The sequence below is a fragment of the Acinetobacter sp. CAU_H_56 genome, assembly GCF_058599425.1.
The window spans coordinates 1,706,124-1,730,234 of record NZ_CM178654.1 but is presented as its reverse complement, the minus strand read 5'-3'; the positions used below and the strand labels follow the sequence as shown (position 1 = coordinate 1,730,234).

The following is a 24,111-nucleotide window of genomic DNA, read 5'->3' as shown; positions in this document are numbered from 1 at the left end:
AGACCCCTTTTATAACATAAAATGCTTACAGTTTGGTGAAAATATCTTCAGCTTGCAGACGAGATTTAGGCAATTTGGCATTGAAATCATTTTCACTGCGATAACCTAAAGTAAGCAATACAGAAGGAATCAGGCCCTGTTCAGCTAACTGTAATTCCTCACTCAGAATGTCTTCATCAAAACCACCAATCGGTGTGGCATCAATACCTTCACTTCCTGCAGCCAGTAAGATCTGTCCTAGTGCAATAAAGGTTTGGTTTTCTGCCCAGCGCTGAATATCACCTTTTTCATTACGATAATAATGTACATAACCGGTACGGGTATTCTTTTGACCTTCTTTGGCGCTTTCATCTTTAAAACGACCACTCAGATCATCACGATTTAACAGGTTGTCCAGATGTAATTCGTCAATATCGGCTTTGGTACAAAATAAAATGGTATGTGAAGAGTCTAGCACTTTGGGTGCATTGTAGGCATAAGTTCCAATTAGTGCTTTGGCAATACGCTGTTTAGCGGCATCATTGTCAGCAATAAAAAAATGCCAGGGCTGAATGTTAATCGAAGATGGCGTCAGGCGTAAGATTTCTAATAAACGTTCAAATTGTTCTGCTGGAACCTTCTTGTTAGGGTCATAAGCTTTAGTGGTATAACGGGTTTGAGCGATCTTAAGTAAATCCATTGATGGACTCCAATCTTTTGATAAGGCGTTTAGAAATATGCTTTAGGCATCTAGATTTTTCTGATCAAAAGATTATTACAATAAAAACATCATCGGCAAAGTCTATATTTATATAATCTTGAGTGAAATTTTATGAAAAACTAAGAGTTAAATCAGATAAAAAGCGAGCTTTTGTATATTGGCAGTTTCTGGTAACAGGAGTTTAATAAGAACTTCAGGCAATAGCATGCAAGATAGGTGGGCCGATGCAATATACCAATTACTTTAAACGTAAATTAAAGACGCAGCAGCAAATTGGCTTATGGGTCGGACTAGCTGATGCGTATGGGACAGAAATTGCGGCAAATGCAGGCTATGACTGGCTCTTGATTGATGGCGAGCATGCCCCAAGCGACTTGAGAACGACGCTCTCTCAATTACAGAGTATCGCTGCTTATCCATCTCAAGCTGTAGTACGCCCACCAATTGGCAGTGTACAATTGATCAAGCAGTTACTCGATATTGGCGCACAGACCTTATTGATTCCTATGGTAGAAACTGTGGAGCAGGCCGAATTAATGGTCAAAGCAGTCCGCTATCCTCCAGAAGGAATTCGTGGCGTGGGCGCTGCACTGGCACGTGCGACTCGCTGGAACAGTATCCCGAATTATTACCAGACTGCTCATGAAAATATCTGTTTGTTAATTCAGATTGAATCGGTGACAGGTCTGGAAAATCTGGATGAAATCCTCAAGATTGAGGGGATTGATGGTGTATTTATTGGAGCGGTAGATCTTTCAGCGACTATGGGCTATCAGGGGAATCCGAACCATCCTGAAGTACAAAAAGCAGTAGTAGACGCCATTCAGCGGATTCGTGCATCTGGTAAGGCTGCTGGGATTTTATCGACTCAGCATGAAGCTACCCAGAAATATTTGGACCTTGGAACTGAGTTTGTTGCAGTAGGCGTCGATACCAGTGTTCTGATGAATTCGCTTCGTGAACTTTTGGTAAAATATAAACCTGATGCTGAAGTCATCAAGTCAGAAGGCGGTTATTGATTATAAAAATATCAGAGAGTCGTAAATTGTGGTTTCTCAATATTGATTACTTATATAGAAGATATTTTATAAAAGCTCTGATTTGTCAGAGCTTTTTTATTTACTTTAGCTATAGTAGTTTAAAAAATAAGATGGGTGGGATTGTAAAATGAAACCAGAAGAAATTGATGTATTTTTTGAGCAGCAAAAACAGATCCATGAGCAAAAAAACAACAACGTTATCATTTAGGGCAACGTATCTTATTCGTCTTTAATGCTGACTTATACATTGCTTAGTGGATATCTGGCAGTTTTAAACTTTCTTGATTCAGGTGATTTGATCTCTGGCTTTAGTATCATGATGTTGATCGGTTTGTTTTATATGTTGAAATACTTCTTTACTGGACATTCAGATAGGCGAAAAAGCATCTGAAAAATACTACTCTTGACATATGTCATTACAATGTAATTTTGCTATTTGGTCAAAAAAGAGTTATAAGATAATTACTTTAAAGCGAATACTGTTTTCGCTGGTTTATTTTTAGCTGATTGTGATACACGAAAGACAGGTTTTCCTGTTAAAAAAACTCTAGCAAACCCAGAAATAAGATTTATTTTTAGTCTATAGCTCTCCTTGTTTAATCACAAAAAGCTCATATTATGAGTGAATATTTTGAAAAATTTAAATACATGGTCTATCGCGACCGCCATTAATGGTTGTGAAATTCAAGTCAAAGTTGTACCAATGCAACGTCAGCAAAATACCATCAATGGTATGATTATGGTCAATGTGGGCAAGATGATTGAACTTGAAAATGGTGAACAATATCCATTTAATCTGGATGGTAAAAGTTTCTATACTGGTTTTAACCAGTTATACCGTTTAAGTTAAATAAAATATAAAAAGCAACTGCTCGCAGTTGCTTTTTTTATGGGTAATACCAGATTTTTAGCTGAATGTTATGAATATCAATATCCGAGCTGCCCAGCTCTAAAATCTCAGCATAATCAGCTTTCCAATCTCCTAAAACAATTCTTTTTTTACCATTTACATCATGTATTGCAGCGCGGTGAGTATGTCCATGAATCAGCACATCTGCTTCTTTGAGTGCTGCTTCTACCGCAGATGGGTTTACATCCATAACTTCATAGCTTTTCAATTGCTGTGCTTCATGGCTTTTCTTGCGGAAACCATTAGCGATTCTGGCACGGAAACTTAAAGGCATTTTTCTTAAAAAGCCTAAAATCCAGGCATGACGGATGACTTTTCTGAAACGTTGATAGGACACATCATCGGTACAGAGTGCATCGCCATGTTCAATCCGGTATCGGATCGAACCTATATTTAAACTGGTCACTTCAGGTAAAAGCTGTCCGGAAAATTGATCCAGAAAAACTTGGCCTAAGGCAAAGTCACGGTTACCGATGAGAAAAAAGATCTGATTACCGGCCTGGTTAAACTGTTTTAAAGCAGTGATAATTTCATCCAGCCAGGGAGCCGAGTAGTCATCTCCAATCCAGGCATTGAACCAGTCGCCCAAAATATACAGTTGAGTATTTTTATGCTGATAAGCTGCCAATAAATCTAAAAACCCCCGAACAAGTCGAGGGTGATCAGGTGACAAATGTAAATCTGAGATAAACAGATAGGTCACGAATCTTTTCCTTATTTTTGAATCTCCCTAAATCCCTCTTTGATAAAGAGGGAGTTTTCCTCCCTTTCTTGCGCTTCGTTTTAAAAGCAGTGCTTTAAAACTTACACAGGGAAGAGAAAAACCATCTTTAAAAATGGTGGTTCCCTCCTTTATTAAAGGAGGGTTAGGGAGGATTTAAAATTACTCAGAAATGATTTTTGCAGATTCGATCACAACGTTCTCTAGAGGAACGTCAGCGTGGTAGCCACGGTTGCCAGTACGAACGCCTTTGATTGCATCAACAACATCCATACCTTCAACCACTTTACCAAATACGGCATAACCCCAACCTTGTGCAGTTTTACCAGTATGGTTAAGGAAAGAGTTGTTTTTCACGTTAATGAAGAACTGAGCAGAAGCAGAGTGAGGCGCTTGAGTACGTGCCATTGCAATGGTACCTACATCGTTGCTTAAACCGTTGTCAGCTTCGTTTTCAATCGCATCACGCGTTGCTTTTTCTTTGAAGTTTTCATCCATGCCGCCGCCCTGGATCATGAAACCATCAATAACGCGGTGGAAAATTACGCCGTCATAAAAACCGTCACGTACATATTGCAAGAAATTAGCTACTGTTTTAGGTGCTTTTTCAGCGTTTAATTCAAGAACAATACGACCTTTATTGGTGTTTAATTCGACTTGAGGAAAACTCATTGTGTAATCTCCTAATCATGGACTAATGCCATGGTTTTTTCTGAATGAAGGAAGCATAAGCAAACTACAATCGACAAGGCAAGCAAAAACATAATTTTCTTTGTTAAAAACATAAAAATCGTATCTTATTTATGCATTGATTTACAAAGTCATTTCTTCGAGATCATGCGTCTTCATAAAGCTTGTCTGACCCTAAGAGCATGCACTGATCTGCTGGCTCAGTCAAAAGCGGATATTTTACGATTTGGTAAGCTATTGTATTTTCCAATTTGAAAAATGAACGAATTGAAATCAAATACCTAAGTTAACGGTTGAGAGATCATTCACCTATAGTTAAACTAAAGAACCTTTATTTAGTGAATACAGTTAGACCGCGTGAGCTACTGCATATTCATTAATCCCTTTTTAACTTTAGAAGTGAATGATTAATCATGAAGCCAAATGATGTTGTGACGTCTCTGCCCGACAACCCGACCCAAAATAAGAATGCAGTCGATTCAGCGCAGCAGCAGGAACAACAACCAGGCTTAGACTTTGTACGTCAGGTGATTACTGACGATCTAGCAGCTGGCCGTACCCAGCAAGTGGTCACCCGTTTCCCGCCTGAACCAAATGGTTATTTGCATATTGGTCATGTTAAAGCGATCTGCCTGAACTTCGGTATTGCTGAAGAATTTGGTGGCCTGTGCAATCTGCGTTTTGATGATACCAACCCGGATGCAGAAGAGCAGGAATATGTGGATGGTATTGCCAATGATGTGAAATGGCTGGGCTTCCAGTGGAATGGTGAACCCCGCTATGCATCAAGCTATTTTGATCAGTTATATGCATGGGCAATTCAACTGATTGAACAGGGCGATGCCTATGTGGATCTGCAAACTCCGGAAGAGATCAAGCTAAACCGCGGTAGCTTCGTAGAGCCAGGTAAAAACTCGCCACAACGCGACGCGACTGTGGAAGAAAACCTTGAGCGTTTCGAAAAAATGCGTACTGGTGAATATGCTGAAGGCGAAGCGGTATTGCGTGCCAAGATAGATATGAACTCGCCAAATGTGCATATGCGTGATCCAATCCTGTATCGTATTCTGCATTCTGCGCATCACCAGACTGGCGATAAATGGAAAATTTATCCAATGTACGACTATGCGCATCCATTATCAGATGCGATTGAAGGCATTACGCATTCACTATGTACACTGGAATTCCAAGATCACCGTCCATTCTATGACTGGGTGGTGGAAAAAGTTAAATCGCCATCAGTTCCACGTCAGTATGAATCTAGCCGTCTGAATGTTGATTACACCATCACTTCTAAACGTAAGCTGCGCAAGCTGGTTGAAGGCGGTTATGTTAACGGGTGGGATGATCCACGTATGCCGACTGTTGTAGGCATGCGCCGTCGCGGTTTCACGCCTGAAGGTCTGCGTGATTTCTGTAAGCGTGTAGGTGTATCTAAAGTCGATGGCAGTATCGTTGATGTAGCAATGCTTGAATATTGCATCCGTCAATCTTTAGAAAATACCGCAGCTCGCGGTATGGCAGTATTGAATCCACTGAAAGTGACTTTAACCAATCTGCCAGCGGATATGGATCTGACTCATTCACGTCATCCAAACGTGGATATGGGCGAACGTATTATTCCGTTCACTTCAGAAATCTATATCGACCGTAAAGACTTTGAAGAAGAGCCACCTAAAGGCTTCAAACGTCTGATTCCAGGCGGTGAAGTGCGTCTGCGTCATGCTTATGTCATCAAATGTGATGAAGTGATTAAAGATGCGAACGGTGAAGTGGTTGAACTGAAGTGCTCAATCGATCCTGAGACTTTAGGTAAAAATCCTGAAGGCCGTAAGGTAAAAGGTGTGGTTCACTGGGTATCTGCAACCAAAGGTATTCCTGCCGAAGTTCGCATTTACGATCGTCTGTTCACTGAATCAGATCCTGAAACTGGGGATGACTTCCTGGCGAATCTGAACCCTGAATCATTGAAAGTGGTTCAAGCAGTTATTGAGCCTGCGCTGGCTGAGGCAAAACCGGAAGATCGTTTCCAGTTTGAACGTGAAGGCTATTTCGTAGCGGATCAATATGATCATTCAAGCGACAAACCAGTGTTCAACCGTATTCTAGATTTGAAAGACAGCTTTAAACCTGGCAAATAATTTAAGCTAAATCCCTAAAAAGCCCAACTCCGGTTGGGCTTTTTCAATCCTGGTAGGAAAGAATGAATGATTGTTCGTGATAAAAGTAATAGCTTTAGTCTGCTGTTTGCATGGCATGGCACAATTTTGCCTAAAGTTCTGCCTGCCTTGGGGCTGGTAATTTTTCTTTCAGGCTTACTGGTCTATCTGCGTCAGGCGCATTTTTTTAGCTTTCCTGCAGTGCCGGCCATAGGCTTTACCATCTTCGGGGTGATTCTGTCGATTTTTCTCAGCTTTCGTAACACCGCCTGTTATGACCGTTGGTGGGAAGGGCGCAAGCTGTGGGGAGCGCTGATTGCTACGACACGTCATTTATGTCGTGATACTTACGTCCTTGATGATCAGTCACGTGAAATCTTGCTGTATCGTATGATGCTGTTTACTCACTTATTACGTGACCGTTTAAGACAGCAACAGCAAAGTATTCAGCATTACCAGGCGCACACTGGTTTTGATGCTGCTGCATTTGAACAATTGTCCACGCATATCAATGCATCACAATGGGTACTGGAACAGATCCAGAAAGATTTGGTTTTGCTCTATAAACAGGGCAAAATCACAGACATTATTTATAACAATTTGAATCAGCATACAGTGGCTTTGGGTGATATACAGGCGGGTTGTGACCGGATCTTGTCGACGCCGTTACCATTTTCCTATTCAGTGCTATTGCATCGTGCTGTTTATTCTTTCTGTTTTATCCTGCCATTTAGTCTGGAAGCTAGTCTTGGTTTATGGACTCCGATTCTAGTCGGCCTGATTGCTTATATGCTGTTAGGGCTAGATGAACTGAGTGCGGAACTGGAAGAGCCTTTTGGATTTCAGGATAATGATCTGCCTTTAGACTCTATTGTGAGATTGATCGAACGTGAAACCCTGAGTTCTTTAGGACAAGAATTACCTGAAGCGATTAAAGCTCAAAAAGCTTATTTAACTTAGGTTTAAACTGATTTTATTAAAAAGCTAATCATTAAATAAATCAAATGATAGAAATTTTATTTTTTTAAATATTTTTTGAATAGCGGGCTTAAAAATTTTAATAGCATGAAACTATGACCCTAGCGATGTTTTAAATGATTGCCAAGATCTGGGCTATTGTTTTTAACCTGCTCATGTAGCTCACGATATTGCTCTAAACGTTGTTTGGCCTTGTCACGTAGCTTTTTCTTGATATAGAGGGCTAGGGCGAAACAGGTGGTCGTCAAGGTCAGGAAAAGGCTATTCATAAAGCTCATCATGGAGCTGATATAACCGATCGTCGTTAGGCGATTCATCATCTGAATGACTTGTGGGCTGCTTTCTACACCAGTGATTGCCCAAGTACAGAGATGTTCACAATTATTGATAATCAAGTGATAGTTATTTTCATGCATTCTGGAACGCATACGACGAACCACTTTACGGCCTTTGTATTTTGCTGAAGCATAGTACTGGATCTGAATCGGTTTACCGTTACTGAATTTCTCAATTGAGGTAATTTCAATTGGATGCTTCTTAAATAAATGTGCAAAACCGGAGTAGTGGATGACACGACCACGCCCGGCATAAATCCCGTGATGAGTATAACCGAAATGTTTAACCATAAGATGCGCACCTATGGGAAACCGTTTAGTTCGCTGCATGTAAAGATTAAGCCATTTAATAACAAGTGTATTTTAAACAGCAAGTGTACTGTTTTTTTGTGAATTAATCGATGTTTTAGGGTTCAATTCTATCCAGAATTCGTTGTCTAGACAGTCATCCTTAAATTTTTCGAACTTTATAAATGCTGTATGTGAACTGATTGAGGCAGATATTAAACTATAATGTCTAAATAGCCTAAGCTAATATGAAAAGTCATTTATCCGCATGTTTGAAGAGAAATGAAGATATAGAAACCCAAGTTCAGATAGAAAGATTAGGTTCCATCTGATTAAGAGGAAATAAGGGTTGGCAAAAATCCAAATGATAGATATAAAAAAAGCATTTGCGTATGCAAATGCTTTTTATCAAGACCTAAGCTGCTTATTGCAGCGGCAGGTGCTGAAGTTCATTGAGTTCTTTACGGCTGTAACCGCGAGAAGCTAGAACTTTTTTGATTCCGATAATGATATCTTCATCAGTTGCTTTAGACAGTGCTTCAAGGAGCTGTTCATTTGTCTTGCAAGAGCAATCATTTTCAACACAAGCAATCTGGTTCTTGTGTTCATTTTGTTGTTCATCTGAAAACAACTTCTGCCAGAAACTCATAGAGCCTTCATACACAACCTAACATAGGGTGAAATATATCCAATTTAATAAATAAAGCAATAGGCCCTATGTGATAAAAGCAGCAGTCAGTATTTTAAATTTTCGATTGTAGAAGAGATTTTGAACGATATTATTTGATTGAAACAAGATAATTCATGGATAAGTTACTAATTTTATGTATAAAAAATGGAGCTAACAAAAGCTCCATTTATGTAACAAAAAAATAAATTGAAACAATATTTTTAGCGTTTTTCCAGCAGTACGCCTGACTCTACATGGTGGGTATAAGGAAACTGATCGAACAGGGCAAACTTGGTAATTTTATGGGTTTGGGACAGTTGTTTCAGATTGTCGTGTAATGTGTCCGGATTGCAAGAAATGTAGATGATTCGTTCAAAGCGCTGTAGCAGTTTCAGTGTTTCATCATCGATCCCTGCACGTGGTGGATCGACAAATACCGTATCAAAGTCATAAGTTGACAGATCAATATTGGCTTCTTGCAGACGGCGGAAAGTACGTTCACCATTAAAAGCTTGCGTAAATTCTTCAGCAGATAGACGTGCTACCTGAATATTTTCGATACCGTTCTGCTCGATATTCCATTCAGCCGCATACACAGATGACTTGGCCAATTCAGTTGCCAATGCACGACGGAAACGGGTAGATAATGGCAGGGTAAAGTTACCATTGCCACAGTACAGTTCTAATAGATCTTTATCAGACTGCTGCGCGGCATTACATGCCCATTCCAGCATTTTCTGGCAGACTTGCGCATTCGGTTGGGTGAAGCTACTTTCAATCTGTTTGTACTGATATTTGCGGTCAAATACACTGAGTTCTTCTACGACAAACTCATCGCTCAAGACAAATTTCTGGCCACGGCTACGACCAATCAGCTTGATCTTCAATTTTTCAGCCAGTGCTTTAGCTGCAGGTTCCCAGCTTTCATCCAGTTTACGGTGATAGATCAGGGAAACCAGTACTTCACCTTTTAGTGTTGCCAGGAAATGCACTTCAAATAGGCGGTGGCCCAGAGTTGCATTGGCTTTGAAGGCTTCTAGCAATTGCGGCATTAAGTCATTAATACTGCGGTCAGCCACAGGGAATTCATCAATACGGATCACTTTCTTGTTATTGTTCTCATCACGCTCAAACATGGCATAGAACAGGTCATCTTCAGTATGCCAGATCCGGAATTCAGCACGCATGCGATAGTACTGTTCAGGCGACTCAAATACTTCAAGGGCAGGTGGTTGATATTCGGCAAATTGTGCGCTAATGCGTTCAACTTTGGCATCCAGTTGTTGCTGATAAGATGAGGTCATATGCAGTAAAAAAATCGCAAATATTTTGAAAGCCAAGATGGTAGCAAAAATTTGCTGCTCTGCCTAAGACTATTCAGGGAAACCAGCTTGAAAAGCAGTTAAAAAAAAGCCAAACCTGCAAAGGGGAGAGATTTGGCCATAAGAGGAAAGGAATTAAAATAATTTAAGTACTAAAGCTTTTTACAGGCCTGACATGGTCATGAGACTGGCATTGCCACCTGCAGCTGCGGTATTGATACTGATTGCACGTTCAATCACGAAACGCTCCACTGGAATCTCATAATTTCCAGAGCTTAAATGTGTGATACCTACAATTGGTCCTTGTCGTCTTGCAATACGTTGTTGTAGATCAAGCAATGTAGATGTATCGCCATGATGCAGCACAGCTTCAAAATCACTAGATTCAATATCCTTGATAACTTTAATAGCTTTCACCACACTCGCGGGCATACTTTGCAGATACTTGAGTATAAAAGTATTGTCTGCCAGTACAGCCGGGCGGCTACCTACCGATAAAATTGCCAAGATTTGCTGAATCTGATCTACATCATTGTCTGCTAGAGAGAGCACGCTTTCACGCGGCAAGATCATGTACTGATTCTCTTCACCCGTTGGACCTTGCAGGCTAAAGTTATGTCCTGTGGCAATCTGAGCGGGAGCCTTCAACGAAACTCTGGGGAAAGTCTTGTTTACCCAAGCCTTAAAGTCCTGCATCAACGGATTTTCAAGTGGTGCATTAGTAGGCTGCATTGCATAAGGCTGAGTCAGTTTCTTCTCAGACACCTGATGCATTAAACGGTAAATATACAGTGGACCACCAGCTTTCGGACCAGTCCCAGACAGGCCTTCACCACCGAAGGGCTGTACACCCACCACAGCACCGACAATATTGCGGTTGATATACAAGTTCCCGACATGCGCTTTTGAAATCACGGTTTGCATGGTTTCATCGATCCGGGTATGTAGTCCCATGGTCAGGCCATAACCTTTGCTATTAATCTGATCTAGCAGTTGTGACAGTTCACCAGCTTTATAGCTAATCAGATGCAGCACTGGACCAAAGACTTCACGCTCAAGATCATTCAAATTCGGCAGTTCAATCAAGGTCGGTGGAATAAAAGTACCTTGAGCCAGATCGGAAGCATCTTGATTAAACATCAGTTGATGAACTTTATGACCGTTATTGCGCATCTGATCAATATGTTTCTGGATATTCTGTTGAGCTTCGGCATCAATCACCGGTCCAATATCGGTTTTGAGTAGAACCGGATTGCCGACATGTAGCTGCTGCATGGCTCCTTGTAGCATCTTACGCACAGTATCTAGATTGTCTTCTTGCACACAGAGTACACGTAGGGCAGAACAGCGTTGGCCGGCACTATCAAAGGCTGAGTTAACTACATCCAATACTACCTGTTCGGTGAGTGCTGATGAATCTACAATCATGGCATTCTGACCACCAGTTTCGGCAATTAAAGTGATGCTTTCGCCAAACTGATTCAGGCGTATTGCGACAGTTTTTTGCAAAATCTTGGCGACTTCAGTGGAACCAGTAAACAGGATGCCCTGAATGCGTGAATCTTGGCTGAGTTGAGCACCAATGGTTTCACCACGACCCGGCAATAGCTGAAGGACATCCTGCGGAATACCCGCTTCCCAGAGAATCTGCACGGCTTGTGCTGCAATCAATGGAGTCTGTTCAGCCGGTTTGGCGATGACAGTATTGCCAGCAACCAGTGCTGCAGAAATTTGACCGGTAAAAATCGCTAACGGGAAATTCCATGGACTAATGCAGAGTACGGTTCCTAAAGGCTGAATATGTACATCATTAGACAGGTCCAGCATCTGGCCAGCATAGTAGCGCAGGAAGTCAATTGCTTCACGGACTTCCGCAATCGAATTGGCATAAGTTTTACCGGCTTCACGAGACAGAAGGACCATCAGTGGCAGCAAACGTTGCTGCATCAGATCAGCGGCCTTATTGAGACAGGCTGCACGTTCATCTTTTGACAAGTTGCTCCAGAAATGTTGAGCATTTATTGCCTGAGTCAGGGCAATTTCAGCCTGTTCAGTTGTTGCCTCATATACGGTGCCCACAACATCCTGATGCTGAGCCGGATTGACAATCTGTACTGGATAGCTGGTATCTAACTCTGAAAAAGCAGTACCCATCGCCGCAGCCTGAAATTGGCTACTCGCCAAGTCTGTCGCAACTTCATTTAAGGCTTGCAGGTCTGCGTCATTAGCCAGATCTAATCCGGACGAATTTGATCGTAAAGTACCGTATAAATCTTTTGGATAAGGGATTTTCGGATGTTTAGCACCTAAGGCATTTTCCTGTTGAGCTGCTTTTAAAATGGTTTGACGCGGATTCTCAATTAGGTCTTCGACTTTTAAACTCTTGTCAGCAATGCGATTGACGAAAGAGGTATTCGCGCCATTTTCTAGCAAGCGACGAACCAGATAGGCCAGTAGGGTTTCATGGTTACCGACCGGCGCATAGATCCGGCATGGAACGCCGAGTTTTCCAGCAGCTTTGTCACCTACTACATTTTCATATAGTGGTTCACCCATGCCATGCAGACACTGGAATTCGTATTGACCTGCATAATAACGTTCTGGATTAGCGAGCTGATAGATAGTAGCAACGGTCTGCGCATTATGTGTCGCGAATTGCGGGTAAATATAATCTGGTTCTGCCAGCAGTTTTCGAGCACAGGCAATATAAGACAGGTCAGTATGTACCTTACGAGTAAATACCGGGTAATCCGACATGCCATCAATCTGAGCTTTCTTGATCTCGCTATCCCAATATGCACCTTTAACCAGACGAATCATCAGGCGTTTCTGACTGCGTTTAGCCAGATCAATAATATAATCCACCATATAGAAGCAGCGTTTCTGGTAGGCCTGAATCACAAAACCAATGCCTTTCCAGTTATCGAGTTCAGGTTCAAAACACAAGCGTTCTAAAAGCTCTAGGGAAATTTCCAGACGCTCAGTTTCTTCGGCATCAATATTCAGGCCGATATTATAGTTTTTCGCCAGAACTGCCAGATTCAGTACCTTGCTATACAGTTCATCATTCACACGATCCATTTGTGAACGTTGATAACGTGGATGCAGTGCAGACAGTTTGATAGAAATACCCGGGCCGTTATAGACATCTTTATCCGTTGAAGCCTTGCCGATGGCATGAATCGCATCTTGATAGTCTTGATAATAACGCTCCGCATCCGGATCAGTCAGAGCTGCTTCACCGAGCATGTCATAAGAATATTGGAAACCTTTATCTTCTAGTCGTTCTGCATTTTTCAGGGCTTCCTCAATGGTTTCGCCAGTCACAAACTGTTCGCCCATCATGCGCATTGCGACATCTACCGCCTTACGGATGATGCCACGGCCACTACGTGCTAAAAGACCGGTTAATAAACTCGACAAGCTTTTCTGCTGTGGTGTTTCCATCAGTTTGCCGGTCAGCATCAAACCCCAGGCTGCAGCATTCACAAACATCAGCTGGCTTTGACCAAGATGTTCTTTCCAGTTGCCTTGATTGATTTTGTCGCGGATCAGCAAGTCACGGGTTGCGGTATCCGGAATACGTAGCAAGGCTTCTGCCAGACACATCAAGGCAATTCCTTCTTGAGAAGAGAGTGAAAATTCCTGTAGCAATCCTTGTACGATACCCGCTTTACCGCCAGAGCCTTTACGCTCGCGCAGGGAGTGTGCCAGATCAAAAGCCAGGCTCTGAATTTTATCCGTCAGTTCTGAAGAAATTTCACTATGTTCCAGCAGCGTTTCCACGCACTCGGACTCGGCACGTCGCCATGCTGTATTGATGCGCTGTTCGTATTGGTTTTTATCCTTAAATTCAGCAATGTAATTCGATTGCTTCATTGCATTCGAGTGCGAATTCGGGCGTATTGTGGTGGACATAGTGACTTCCTGTACTGCGTCAATCGGTTCTTTGAGTTGAATGAGTTTTAATCTATAATCCCAAAATAATTGACGAATATCTCACTATAGTTTGTATTATTTTTAGAGAATAATTCTAATGCATAGCCCTTATTTAAGCCTTGACCGAATAGATATTCGTATCCTTGATTTGCTGCAGTCTGAATCGAAAATTTCCAATATTAAACTGGCAGAAATGGTGAATCTATCACCGACTGCGGTACTGGCTCGTGTACAGAAACTGACCAAGGAAGGATTTATTCTCGGTTATGAAGCGCGGCTCAATCCGGTCAAGCTGAGTAACGGTTTTGTGGTCTTTGTCGAAATTTTGCTGGATAAAACCACACCGAATGTGCTGGAAGAATTTTCCGAGGCAGTGCAGCATATTCCGGATATTGTGGAATGTCATATGATCAGTGGGGGCTTTGATTTTGTGGTAAAAATTCGCTGTGCCAATATGGATGAATTCCGAAAAATCTCCGGTGATATTTTGTGGCAATTACCAGGGGTAAAGGAAACCCGTAGTTATCCGGTCATGGAAGTGATCAAGGAAACCCAACAGATCAAGTTGAAAATGCCGGCTAAAGCTAAGGTATAAATTCAGACAAAATAAAAGGGACATAAAGTCCCTTTTTAATTTGAAATAGAAAATTATTTTTTCATTTCAGCCATTTCTTTTTGATATTCAGCTTTCGCCAGTTCAAAACGATTAACGACATCGTGACTTGGTGCTTTATCCAATAGACTCACAATCACAATACTTAGCGCTGCCAGAATAAAGCCCGGGATAATCTCGTACAGACCGGTATCACCCATATAATTTTTCCAGGCAATTACGGTTACAGCACCAACTACCATTCCGACAATCGCGCCGTTGAGGGTCATGCGTTTCCAGAACAATGAGAAAATGATCAGTGGACCAAAGGCAGCACCAAAGCCAGCCCAGGCATAAGCCACCAGACCCAGAACTTTACTGTTTGGATTGATGGCCAAGGAGATTGCAATCAAGGCAATCACAATCACCATGCCACGACCCACCCAGATTAGTTCTTTCTGTGAGGGATTTTTACGCAGGAAGCCTTTGTATAAATCTTCAGTCAGGGTAGTCGAGCAAACCAGTAACTGACAGCTCAATGTACTCATAATAGCAGCCAGAATTGCCGCCAATATAATACCTGCAATCCAGGGATTAAACAGAATCTTGGTCAGTTCCATAAACACGGTTTCAGGATTCCGGTTGACAATTGCAGCAGCAGGAAGGTCAGGATTTGCCGCAAAATAAGCAATCCCGATATAGCCCGCCGACATTGCCCCCACTAGACATAGAATCATCCAGGTCATGCCGATCCGGCGTGCAGCAGGGATAGTTTTAACCGAATCTGCCGCCATAAAGCGCACCAGAATATGTGGCTGACCAAAATAGCCTAAGCCCCATGCTAGACTGGAAATAATCGCTACAAAACTCAGACCTTCCAGCATATTGGATGCATGTGGACGGGCTGTTTCCAGTAGGGTGCCCACCTGTTGAGCGTTATCACCCAATGCCAAATAGGTAATGATGGGTGTAATGAGCAGGGCAAAAATCATTAAGCCTGCCTGGAAAGTATCGGTCCAACTGATTGCCAGGAAGCCCCCAATACACACATACAGAATCGTGGCTACTGCACCGAGCCAAAGTGCTGTCGTGTAATCCCAGCCAAACAAACTTTCGAATAAACGTGCACCTGCGACCATGCCGGAGGCACAGTAAATTGCAAAGAACACCAGAATCACGATCGCAGAGAGTAAACGTAAAATCCGTTTCTTATCCGCAAAACGGCTGGTGAAATAATCAGGCAAAGTTAGGGCATTGTTCTGAAATTCAGTATGGGCACGCAGACGGCCAGCCACCAGTAGCCAGTTGAACCAGGCGCCAATAATCAGACCAATCGCAATCCAGACTTCAGACAGGCCAGAAAAATAGATGGCGCCGGGTAGACCCATCAGTAGCCAGCCACTCATGTCAGAGGCACCTGCAGAAAGTGCAGTCACGACACTGCCCAGACTTCGCCCACCTAGAATATATTCATCAAAATTGGACGTCGCACGATAGGCATATAAACCGATCCCAATCATGGCGACGATATAAAACATAAAAGTAATCAGTGTCGGATTAAGCGAGCTCATAGGCAGAGTATCCTTAAATTTTAAACATCATCATCCGGGATGATTTTTGAACTACGTTCACAGGGCAGTGATTCAAACATGTTTTAAAAATTACACTCTGTAACAGTTAATCAGCTTTTATGTATATTTTGTGTAAATTAAGAATTTTCTAATAAAAATGAACAATTAGGAGAGGGTTGTAAAATGCAAAGTTACACGTGGTTTTGAAGAAAAATAGGTAGTTTTAATAAACAGTTAAATTCATTGAACTTTTGTATTTTAATTACACAACTTTACAAAACTAACAACAAGCTCGAATTAGTCATATTTTGTTTCAAATCCTGTTTAAATCACTTCTATTTGTTTTTAGGGCCTCTCTTCATAGTGAAGGAACGCCATTCTGAATGGTGCATCATTGCTAAGAGTAATATGACATGGACAATATGTTGCAAATAGAATCAAGCCGAATTGAACAGGATTTATTGGGTAAGAAGCAGATTCCCCAGCACAGCTATTATGGTATTCATACTTTGCGTGCGATTGAGAATTTTCAGATTTCAGGTCTGGTGGTAGGCCAGCAAGCACACTTTATTCGCGCACTGGCGCAAGTTAAAAAAGCAGCAGCACAAACGAATTTACATTTTCAGAAAATATCAGAACAACAAAGTACTGCTATTCAACAAGCCTGTGATGAATTGATTCATCAACCTCAGGACTGGCAGGAAGCATTTCCGCTTGATCCTTATCAGGGTGGAGCCGGTACTTCTATTAATATGAATGCGAATGAGGTCATTGCAAATCGGGCACTAGAATTGCTCGGGCATCGTAAAGGCGATTACCATATCCTGCATCCAAATGATCATGTGAATACTTCACAATCAACCAATGATGTCTATCCCACGGCACTACGTCTAGCGACTTATACACGTCTGGATGAACTGCTTCATGTACAAAAATCGTTGATTGATACTTTATATAGCAAAGCATCAGAGTTTCAATATGTGATCAAGATGGGGCGTACCCAGTTACAGGATGCAGTTCCAATGACTCTGGAACAGGAATTCCGTGCTTTCGCAACCTTATTAAAAGAAGACCTGAAGCTGATTGAGCAAATGCGTCAGTTATTGCTGGAAGTGAATCTGGGTGCGACTGCCATTGGAACCGGCGTGAATACTCCAGATGGTTATGCCAAACATGCAGTACAAACTTTAGCGAAAATTACTGGCCTACCTTTAAAAGGCGCGGAAGATTATGTCGAAGCGACCAGCGATTGCGGCGTGTTTATTATTCTATCCAGTAGTCTGAAACGTCTGGCTGTTAAATTATCCAAGATCTGTAATGACTTGCGTCTTTTGAGTTCTGGCCCGCGTACCGGTCTGGCGGAAATCCGTTTGCCAGAATTGCAGGCAGGTTCCTCTATCATGCCAGCCAAGGTCAATCCGGTCATTCCAGAAGTAGTCAATCAGATTGCGTTCCGTGTGATTGGTAATGACCTGACTATAACGATGGCAGCAGAAGCAGGACAATTACAGCTCAATGTCATGGAACCTGTAATCGCAGTCTCTTTAAATGAGTCAATTCAGCTATTGACCGAAGGTATGCAGACCCTACAACAAAAATGTATTGCCGGGATTCAGGCCAACGAACAAAACTGTTTAAATGCAGTGATGCGCAGTATCGGGATTATTACCTTACTGGAACCACTTTTAGGTCATGCCACTTGTGATGAAATTGGCAAGCAATGTATTCGTGAAAATAAAACTGTACCTGAAGTGGTGCTGGAGCTGGGTTTATTGAGTGAAATTCAGCTGGATGAAATCTTTGCCTTTGAAAATCTGGTTTCAGAAGTCCCAATGATGAATCAATGGGAACGGGTATCCTGAAAGTTTAAGGATGAGTCCAATATAGACTCGTACTGATTTTAACCATTTGCCTCAAATCCTGTCTGTGGGTTTGGGGCATTTTCATCTAGACTATATCGATGACACAATGAATTGAGTGCATAGCATGTTTGATAAAATCAGTAACTTATTTAAATCAAATAAACCTGACCCGGCTCAGCTTTTTCTGGAAGAGAATCATATCCAATATGTAGAAGGGACTGGCTATATTGTGGATGGGATTAATTTAAATCAGGAGCTGGGCGAGCGGCTGGAATACTTGTCTAACCGACGCATGAAAACTTTTGATGATTTAAAAGCGCTATATTCAACTGCAATGATCATTAATGAAAAAATTGATCTGGAAATTGCCAATCAGCGTTTTAATGCAAGATTAGGAAATACTGAAGAAAACCTGCTGCAATTTAAAATAATTGTGAAAAAGTTAAATGACTATTATCGTAACTTTTTACGCGACAAAAAATAGATGAATCATAGGCTGATTTTATCCTGTGCAGTCAATCTGTAACGACTGCATAAAAATAACGAAATAGCACCAGATCATCGTGATAGTATAAGCTTCATGTTGTTTAGACTTTAAAGCTATATACATGTTCCAACAAGAAATTTCCCAACTTAATTTACCCAAGCTCAAGGCAGGCGAGAAACGCTGGTTAGGCAATCTGCAAGGCTCGTCTACTGCATTATTGCTGAAAGAAATTATCAAGCAGCAGCAATCGCGCCTATTTGTCATTGTTGCACGTAATAACCAGCATTTGGGTCAACTGGAAAGTGAACTGGAATTTTATGGGATTAAACCGACCATATTTCCAGACTGGGAAATTTTGCCTTACGACCGTCTGTCTCCGCATCAGGACATCGTCTCTGAACGTCTGGCAATTTTATCTAATATGCCCCAAAGCGGCGTATTGTTGCTGGCAGCTTCTACATTGGCACAGCGTATTGCACCTACTTCATGGGTGCTGGGTGAACACTTCGATATTCGAGTCGGGCAAAAGCTGGATCTGGAACAGCAAAAGAAAAAACTGATTCAGGCTGGTTATCATCTGGTCGATACCGTTTATGACCATGGCGAATTTGCAGTTCGCGGTAGTATTATCGATATATATGCTTCAGGTCAGGATGCCCCGATCCGGATTGACCTGTTCGATGATGAAATTGAAACCCTGAAATTTTTTGATCCGGAAACCCAGCGAACTACGCAAACTTTAGAACAATTTACGGTATTACCTGCACAAGAATTTCCCCTTAAGGAAGGCCGTGCTACTTTCCGTGACCGTTATGCAGAATTTTTCCCGACAGCTAATCCAAAGAAAAATCCAATTTATCAGGATGTGATGGATGGCATTGCTTCACCGGGAATCGAGTTCTACCTGCCTTTATTCTTTAGTCATGAAGCGATGCAAGGGCAAAGTACCTTAATTTCGTATTTACCAAAGAATGGCATTGTCATTACAGATAGGGCGTTGGAGCAGAGTTTAGAGCAGTTCTGGCAGGATGTAACACGCCGTTATGAAGATCGCCGTCATAATATTGATCAGCCGATTCTGCCGCCTGAAACACTGTTCTGTCCGACCAATCAGCTTTTAGAACAGCTGAATCAGTTTAGTCGCATCATTGCGGCACAAGAAGCTTTTGATGAGAAAGCCGGCGTGATTAATCTGGATACCCAGTTACCACCACGGTTGCCTGTTGATCCAAAACGTGAAAAACCTTTTACCGAAGTCAAAAAATATATTGATGCGGCCAATCATCCGGTTTTACTGGTTGCTGAAAGTGCCGGTCGTCGTGAAACCTTAAAAGATGCGCTGCGCCCAAGTCTGGGCGATATTCCGACCGTAGAAAACTTTGATGCTTTTGTCGAATCTCTGCATGCGATTGCGATTACCAGTGCCCCATTGGAACGTGGTCTTGTTCTGACAAATCGGATCAGTGTGATCTCGGAAAATCAGCTTTACGAGCATCGTGTGGTCCAACGTCGTCGCAAGCGTCAGCAGGAAGTATCAGAAGAATTCCTGATCCGCAGTCTGACTGAGCTGAGCATTGGTGCACCAGTGGTACACATGGATTATGGTGTGGGACGTTATGCAGGCTTAATTACTTTAAGTATCGATGATCAGGATCATGAATTTCTGCAACTGGACTATGCTGAAGGTGCTAAAGTCTATGTGCCGGTGACTAACCTGCATCTGATCAGCCGCTATAGTGGCGGTGATCCAGATCTGGCACCGTTACATAAACTGGGTACGGATGCCTGGAATAAAGCCAAACGTAAGGCTTTGGAACAGATTCATGATGTCGCAGCCGAGTTATTACATATTCAGGCACGTCGTTCATCTAAACCGGGGATCAGTTTTGAGGTTGATCAAAGTCTTTATATGCAGTTTGCCAGCGGCTTTGCCTATGAAGAAACACCGGATCAGGCCAATGCGATCGAAGCCACGTTATATGATATGCAGCTGGCCAAACCAATGGACCGTCTGGTCTGTGGTGATGTTGGCTTTGGTAAGACCGAAGTCGCCATGCGGGCAGCCTTTGTCGCAGTACAGAATAATCGTCAAGTCGCGGTATTAGTACCCACCACTTTGCTCGCACAGCAACATTATGAATCTTTTAAAGATCGTTTTGCGGATTGGCCTGTACGCATTGAAGTACTTTCCCGTTTCGGTTCTTCTAAAGCGCATACCAAAACGATTGAGGATTTAGCGGATGGCAAAGTTGATATTGTTATCGGCACCCATAAGCTTTTACAGGAAAATGTCCAGTTCCATAATCTGGGGCTGATGATTGTTGATGAAGAACATCGTTTCGGAGTGCGTGATAAAGAACGTATTAAGGCCTTGCGTGCCGATGTGGATATGCTGACTCTTACCGCAACGCCAATTCCACGTACCTTGAATATGGCCTTTAGCGGAATGCGTGATCTGTCGATTATTGCCACGCCACCAGCACGCCGTCTGGCTGTAAAAACCTTTGTGCAGGAGCATACCAACGATACCATTCGAGAAGCAATTCTGCGTGAATTATTGCGTGGTGGTCAGGTCTATTTTCTGCATAATGAAGTCGATACCATTGACCGAGCTGCAGAAAATATCCGGAATCTGGTGCCTGAAGCGCGTGTGATTGTGGCACATGGTCAGATGCGAGAACGCGAGCTTGAGCAGGTGATGCAACAGTTCTACCACAAAGAATACAATGTTCTGGTGTGCTCGACCATTATTGAGACCGGGATTGATGTGCCGAATGCCAATACCATTATTATTGAGCGCGCAGACAAGCTCGGTCTTGCACAGTTACACCAGTTGCGTGGCCGGGTTGGGCGTTCGCATCACCAGGCCTATGCCTATCTGTTAGTGCCATCTCTAAAAGCCTTAAAAGGTGATGCAGAAAAACGGCTAGAAGCGATTCAACGTGCTTCGACTCTGGGCGCAGGCTTTATGCTGGCCACCGAAGATCTGGAAATTCGCGGTGCAGGTGAACTTTTAGGTGAGCAGCAAAGTGGTTCGATGCAGGCGATCGGTTATAGCCTGTATATGGAAATGCTGGAAAAGGCAACTAAAGCGATTCAAAAAGGTAAAACACCGAATTTTGATGCACCACTGTCTTTAACTGCAGAAATCAACCTGCATATGCCAGCCCTGATTCCGGACGATTATCTGGGTGATGTACATCAGCGGCTGCTGTTCTATAAACGCATCAGTAATACCGATACTCAGGAAAAACTCGATAATATCCGTATGGAACTGATTGACCGCTTTGGCATTCCGCCGCAACCGGTGAAACAGTTATTTGCGGTGCATCAGCTACGTCTTAAAGCCGAGCAATTAGGCATCACTAAAATTGACATTGGTGGGCAGGGCGGCCATATCGAATTTGCACCAGATACACCGGTTCAGGCCATGAGTATTATCCAGATGATGCAGAAACATCCGACCTATTTCAGAATGGAGGGTGGTCAACGTCTGAAAGTGATGGTGATGCTGGAAGACTATCAGAAACGAATCCAGTTCATCAGTGATTTATTGGATAGCCTATTAAAAGAGCTAAATTAATATTTTTAGATTTCATGGAATATGACTATTCACGCTATATTTCTTTTTTATAAATATAGTGTGAATATCAGCTTGTTTTCATATGAAATTATTTAAGCTAATAGTTTGCCGTTTTGTCCTTCACAATTCATACAAAATTGCTCTAAAGCGCCCGCTTACAATACTCAGCCGCAATTGTATATGGTAGTATTAGCCATCATTCTAATTTTGCATCATTTATAAAGATATGTTTAGTTTGCATCCACAACTTGCTCAAGATACGTTTTTTGTAGGCGACTTTCCTTTATCAACATGTCGTTTGATGAATGATATGCAATTTCCGTGGTTGATTCTGGTTCCGCGTGTACCAGGCATTACCGAATTATATGAATTGAGCCAAGCTGACCAAGAGCAGTTTTTACGTGAGTCAAGCTGGTTATCTAGCCAGTTAGCGCGTGTATTCCGTGCCGACAAAATGAATGTCGCAGCTTTGGGCAATATGGTGCCACAACTGCATTTTCACCATGTGGTTCGTTATCAAAACGATGTGGCATGGCCTAAGCCGGTATGGGGTACACCAGCAGTTCCTTATAGCAGTGAAGTATTGGCACATATGCGTCAAACCTTGATGCTGGCTTTACGCGGTCAAGGGGATATGCCATTTGACTGGCGTATGGACTAAGCGTTGACATACATTTTATGGTCCATTCAAGATTTTGGACTTTAAGAGAGTAATTGAGTGCAATTAGACGACTGGATTCATCAGGAACCGAAACAGTTTGAATATTTCCATCGGATGATGGGATATATCATGCTGTCTCTGGTTCTGATCGTCTATCACTACACGGAACCGGATACCAATTACCAGATTTTCGTTCCGTTGTTTCTGGCACTGGTCTTGGTGATCACACCGAAATTATCCCGGTGGATGATTTATAAATACGACTATAATTTAAAACGTAATTTCTTCTTTGTTCTAGATGTGATTATTGTTTCGGTTGTACTTGCAGCTGTACATCTGGATCTGGTGTTGTCCCTGCTGGCAGTGGTCACATTGCTGTATACAGCCATTAATAACAAGATTTCATTCATGATGGTGTCACTGGCTGGCCTGATTGGCACCATGATCTTTTATCTGTCTACCATTGGCATTTTTGGGTTTACCAGCTATTTCAGTCCTACCAGTACCGAACTCACCGTACTAGGTTTCATCTGTCTGATTACCTATTTTGGTGTTGGAAATTTCTATCAAAGCGGTCGTATGCAATATATGACCCAGAAGAAAAACCATTATTTTGACCAGATGAACCGTTATATGGAATTTGCCAATCAGCTCAGCCGCTATGCGCCAGTGCAGTTGTGGCAATCCATCATGAAAGGCGAGTCTGAAGCTAAGATCGAATACAAACGTAAAAAACTCACGATTTTCTTCTCAGATATTCAGGGATTTACAGAGCTTTCTGAAACTCTGATCCCAGATGACTTGGCTTTCCTGCTGAATGACTATTTAAGTCATATGACTGAAATCGCCAAGAAATATGAAGCAACAGTCGATAAGTTTATGGGTGATGCCATCCTGATCTTCTTTGGCGATCCGCATTCAGATGGTGTAGAGCAGGATGCTAAAAACTGTCTGGAAATGGCGATTTCAATGCGTCAGCAAATGAAATTGTTACGCGAGCGCTGGATTAAAATGGGTTATCCACCATTGCATATCCGTATGGGAATTTCTACCGGTTATTGCCACGTGGGGAACTATGGTGCGAATCACCGTATGGCCTATACCATTGTTGGTCGTGATGCCAATCTGGCTGCACGCTTACAAAGCGCTGCGGAAGTTGATGAAATCCTGATTTCTGAAGATACCCATAACCTGATCAAAAATGACTATCTATGTGCACCTAAAAAGCCAATTTTCCTGAAAGGGATTAAGGCACCGGTTCGCACCTGGCAAGTGATGGAAAAATATGCCTTCCAGAAAGTTGAATATCAGCGCTGGTTTGATTATGAATATAAAGGCTTTCATTTACTGCTAAATCTGGATGAAGTGCAAAACTATGATTATCCAGAGTTATTGCATGTGCTGGAAAAAATGATTAAACGCATTCAAACCCAGCAGCAACTGACCAACTCTCAAGGAATTGTGAAATTAAAACTTGAAGATGAAGTCATTGAACCTTTGTCTGCTGAAGAAGCATTTCGAGCAGCTGAACGATCAAAAGTCATCTAATTTTTATGATTTAAATAAATGATAAAGACCATAAAAAAACCACGCCTAAGCGTGG

The 24,111-nt window shown here is 42.2% G+C and carries 18 protein-coding genes; 10 read left to right on the top strand and 8 right to left on the bottom strand.

Going from position 1 to position 24,111, the window contains the following annotated elements; all coding sequences use genetic code 11:
- Positions 1-25: 25 nt before the first annotated feature.
- Positions 26-679, bottom strand: a complete 654-nt coding sequence (gene nfsB, locus AC4MCC_RS08385; RefSeq protein ID WP_180017689.1) for an oxygen-insensitive NAD(P)H nitroreductase — start codon at positions 677-679, stop codon at positions 26-28.
- 245 nt (positions 680-924) lie between these two features.
- Here nfsB and hpaI point away from each other — a divergent pair, with 245 nt between their 5' ends.
- Entirely contained in the window at positions 925-1,719 is a 795-nt protein-coding gene (hpaI, locus tag AC4MCC_RS08380; protein ID WP_491875879.1) for a 4-hydroxy-2-oxoheptanedioate aldolase, read from the top strand.
- Between the two features lie 652 nt (positions 1,720-2,371).
- Entirely contained in the window at positions 2,372-2,590 is a 219-nt protein-coding gene (locus tag AC4MCC_RS08375; RefSeq protein ID WP_004786100.1) for a hypothetical protein, read from the top strand.
- A 37-nt stretch (positions 2,591-2,627) separates the two neighbouring features.
- On the opposite strand, the gene AC4MCC_RS08370 is transcribed toward AC4MCC_RS08375, so the two are convergent.
- Together AC4MCC_RS08370 and AC4MCC_RS08365 are read right to left on the bottom strand one after the other, a co-directional pair.
- A complete protein-coding gene (locus AC4MCC_RS08370) occupies positions 2,628-3,353 on the bottom strand; it encodes a UDP-2,3-diacylglucosamine diphosphatase (protein WP_491875878.1) in 726 nt (241 codons plus the stop codon).
- Between the two features lie 180 nt (positions 3,354-3,533).
- Positions 3,534-4,043, bottom strand: coding sequence for a peptidylprolyl isomerase (locus AC4MCC_RS08365; protein WP_004786097.1), 510 nt, complete (start codon positions 4,041-4,043; stop codon positions 3,534-3,536).
- Between the two features lie 431 nt (positions 4,044-4,474).
- Between AC4MCC_RS08365 and AC4MCC_RS08360 the strand changes: the two genes are divergently transcribed.
- A complete protein-coding gene (locus AC4MCC_RS08360) occupies positions 4,475-6,202 on the top strand; it encodes a glutamine--tRNA ligase/YqeY domain fusion protein (RefSeq protein ID WP_491885119.1) in 1,728 nt (575 codons plus the stop codon).
- A 66-nt stretch (positions 6,203-6,268) separates the two neighbouring features.
- The gene (locus AC4MCC_RS08355; protein ID WP_291360476.1) at positions 6,269-7,180 is read left to right on the top strand and encodes a bestrophin family protein; all 912 of its coding nucleotides are present in this window, start codon (positions 6,269-6,271) and stop codon (positions 7,178-7,180) included.
- A 119-nt stretch (positions 7,181-7,299) separates the two neighbouring features.
- Here AC4MCC_RS08355 and AC4MCC_RS08350 read toward each other — a convergent pair whose 3' ends face one another.
- The 4 genes from AC4MCC_RS08350 to putA all read right to left on the bottom strand — a co-directional run bounded on the left by AC4MCC_RS08350 (position 7,300) and on the right by putA (position 13,731).
- On the bottom strand, positions 7,300-7,863 hold the full coding sequence (locus AC4MCC_RS08350) for a lecithin retinol acyltransferase family protein (RefSeq protein WP_125278319.1): 564 nt from the start codon (positions 7,861-7,863) through the stop codon (positions 7,300-7,302).
- 382 nt (positions 7,864-8,245) lie between these two features.
- Positions 8,246-8,470: a hypothetical protein gene (locus AC4MCC_RS08345; protein WP_004786091.1), complete on the bottom strand. Its 225-nt coding sequence runs from the start codon at positions 8,468-8,470 to the stop codon at positions 8,246-8,248.
- 242 nt (positions 8,471-8,712) lie between these two features.
- Complete coding sequence (trmA, locus tag AC4MCC_RS08340; RefSeq protein ID WP_491885118.1) at positions 8,713-9,795, bottom strand: tRNA (uridine(54)-C5)-methyltransferase TrmA; 1,083 nt, start codon at positions 9,793-9,795, stop codon at positions 8,713-8,715.
- Positions 9,796-9,975: 180 nt separating this feature from the next.
- Positions 9,976-13,731 (bottom strand): trifunctional transcriptional regulator/proline dehydrogenase/L-glutamate gamma-semialdehyde dehydrogenase, encoded by a 3,756-nt coding sequence (gene putA / locus AC4MCC_RS08335; RefSeq protein ID WP_491885117.1) that lies wholly within the window; start codon positions 13,729-13,731, stop codon positions 9,976-9,978.
- A gap of 118 nt (positions 13,732-13,849) precedes the next feature.
- On the opposite strand from putA, the gene AC4MCC_RS08330 reads away from it, so the two are divergent.
- A complete protein-coding gene (locus AC4MCC_RS08330; RefSeq protein ID WP_491885116.1) occupies positions 13,850-14,347 on the top strand; it encodes an Lrp/AsnC ligand binding domain-containing protein in 498 nt (165 codons plus the stop codon).
- A gap of 53 nt (positions 14,348-14,400) precedes the next feature.
- On the opposite strand, the gene putP is transcribed toward AC4MCC_RS08330, so the two are convergent.
- A complete protein-coding gene (putP, locus tag AC4MCC_RS08325; RefSeq protein ID WP_419365303.1) occupies positions 14,401-15,915 on the bottom strand; it encodes a sodium/proline symporter PutP in 1,515 nt (504 codons plus the stop codon).
- 413 nt (positions 15,916-16,328) lie between these two features.
- Between putP and aspA the strand changes: the two genes are divergently transcribed.
- From aspA to AC4MCC_RS08300, 5 genes are all read left to right on the top strand, one after another.
- The gene (gene aspA / locus AC4MCC_RS08320) at positions 16,329-17,777 is read left to right on the top strand and encodes an aspartate ammonia-lyase (RefSeq protein WP_419374852.1); all 1,449 of its coding nucleotides are present in this window, start codon (positions 16,329-16,331) and stop codon (positions 17,775-17,777) included.
- A 124-nt stretch (positions 17,778-17,901) separates the two neighbouring features.
- The gene (locus tag AC4MCC_RS08315) at positions 17,902-18,261 is read left to right on the top strand and encodes a hypothetical protein (protein ID WP_284879946.1); all 360 of its coding nucleotides are present in this window, start codon (positions 17,902-17,904) and stop codon (positions 18,259-18,261) included.
- Positions 18,262-18,385: 124 nt separating this feature from the next.
- A complete protein-coding gene (gene mfd / locus AC4MCC_RS08310; RefSeq protein ID WP_419365299.1) occupies positions 18,386-21,847 on the top strand; it encodes a transcription-repair coupling factor in 3,462 nt (1,153 codons plus the stop codon).
- A 226-nt stretch (positions 21,848-22,073) separates the two neighbouring features.
- On the top strand, positions 22,074-22,508 hold the full coding sequence (locus AC4MCC_RS08305) for an HIT domain-containing protein (protein ID WP_004786072.1): 435 nt from the start codon (positions 22,074-22,076) through the stop codon (positions 22,506-22,508).
- A gap of 57 nt (positions 22,509-22,565) precedes the next feature.
- Positions 22,566-24,056, top strand: coding sequence for an adenylate/guanylate cyclase domain-containing protein (locus tag AC4MCC_RS08300; RefSeq protein ID WP_159122747.1), 1,491 nt, complete (start codon positions 22,566-22,568; stop codon positions 24,054-24,056).
- Positions 24,057-24,111: the final 55 nt, after the last annotated feature.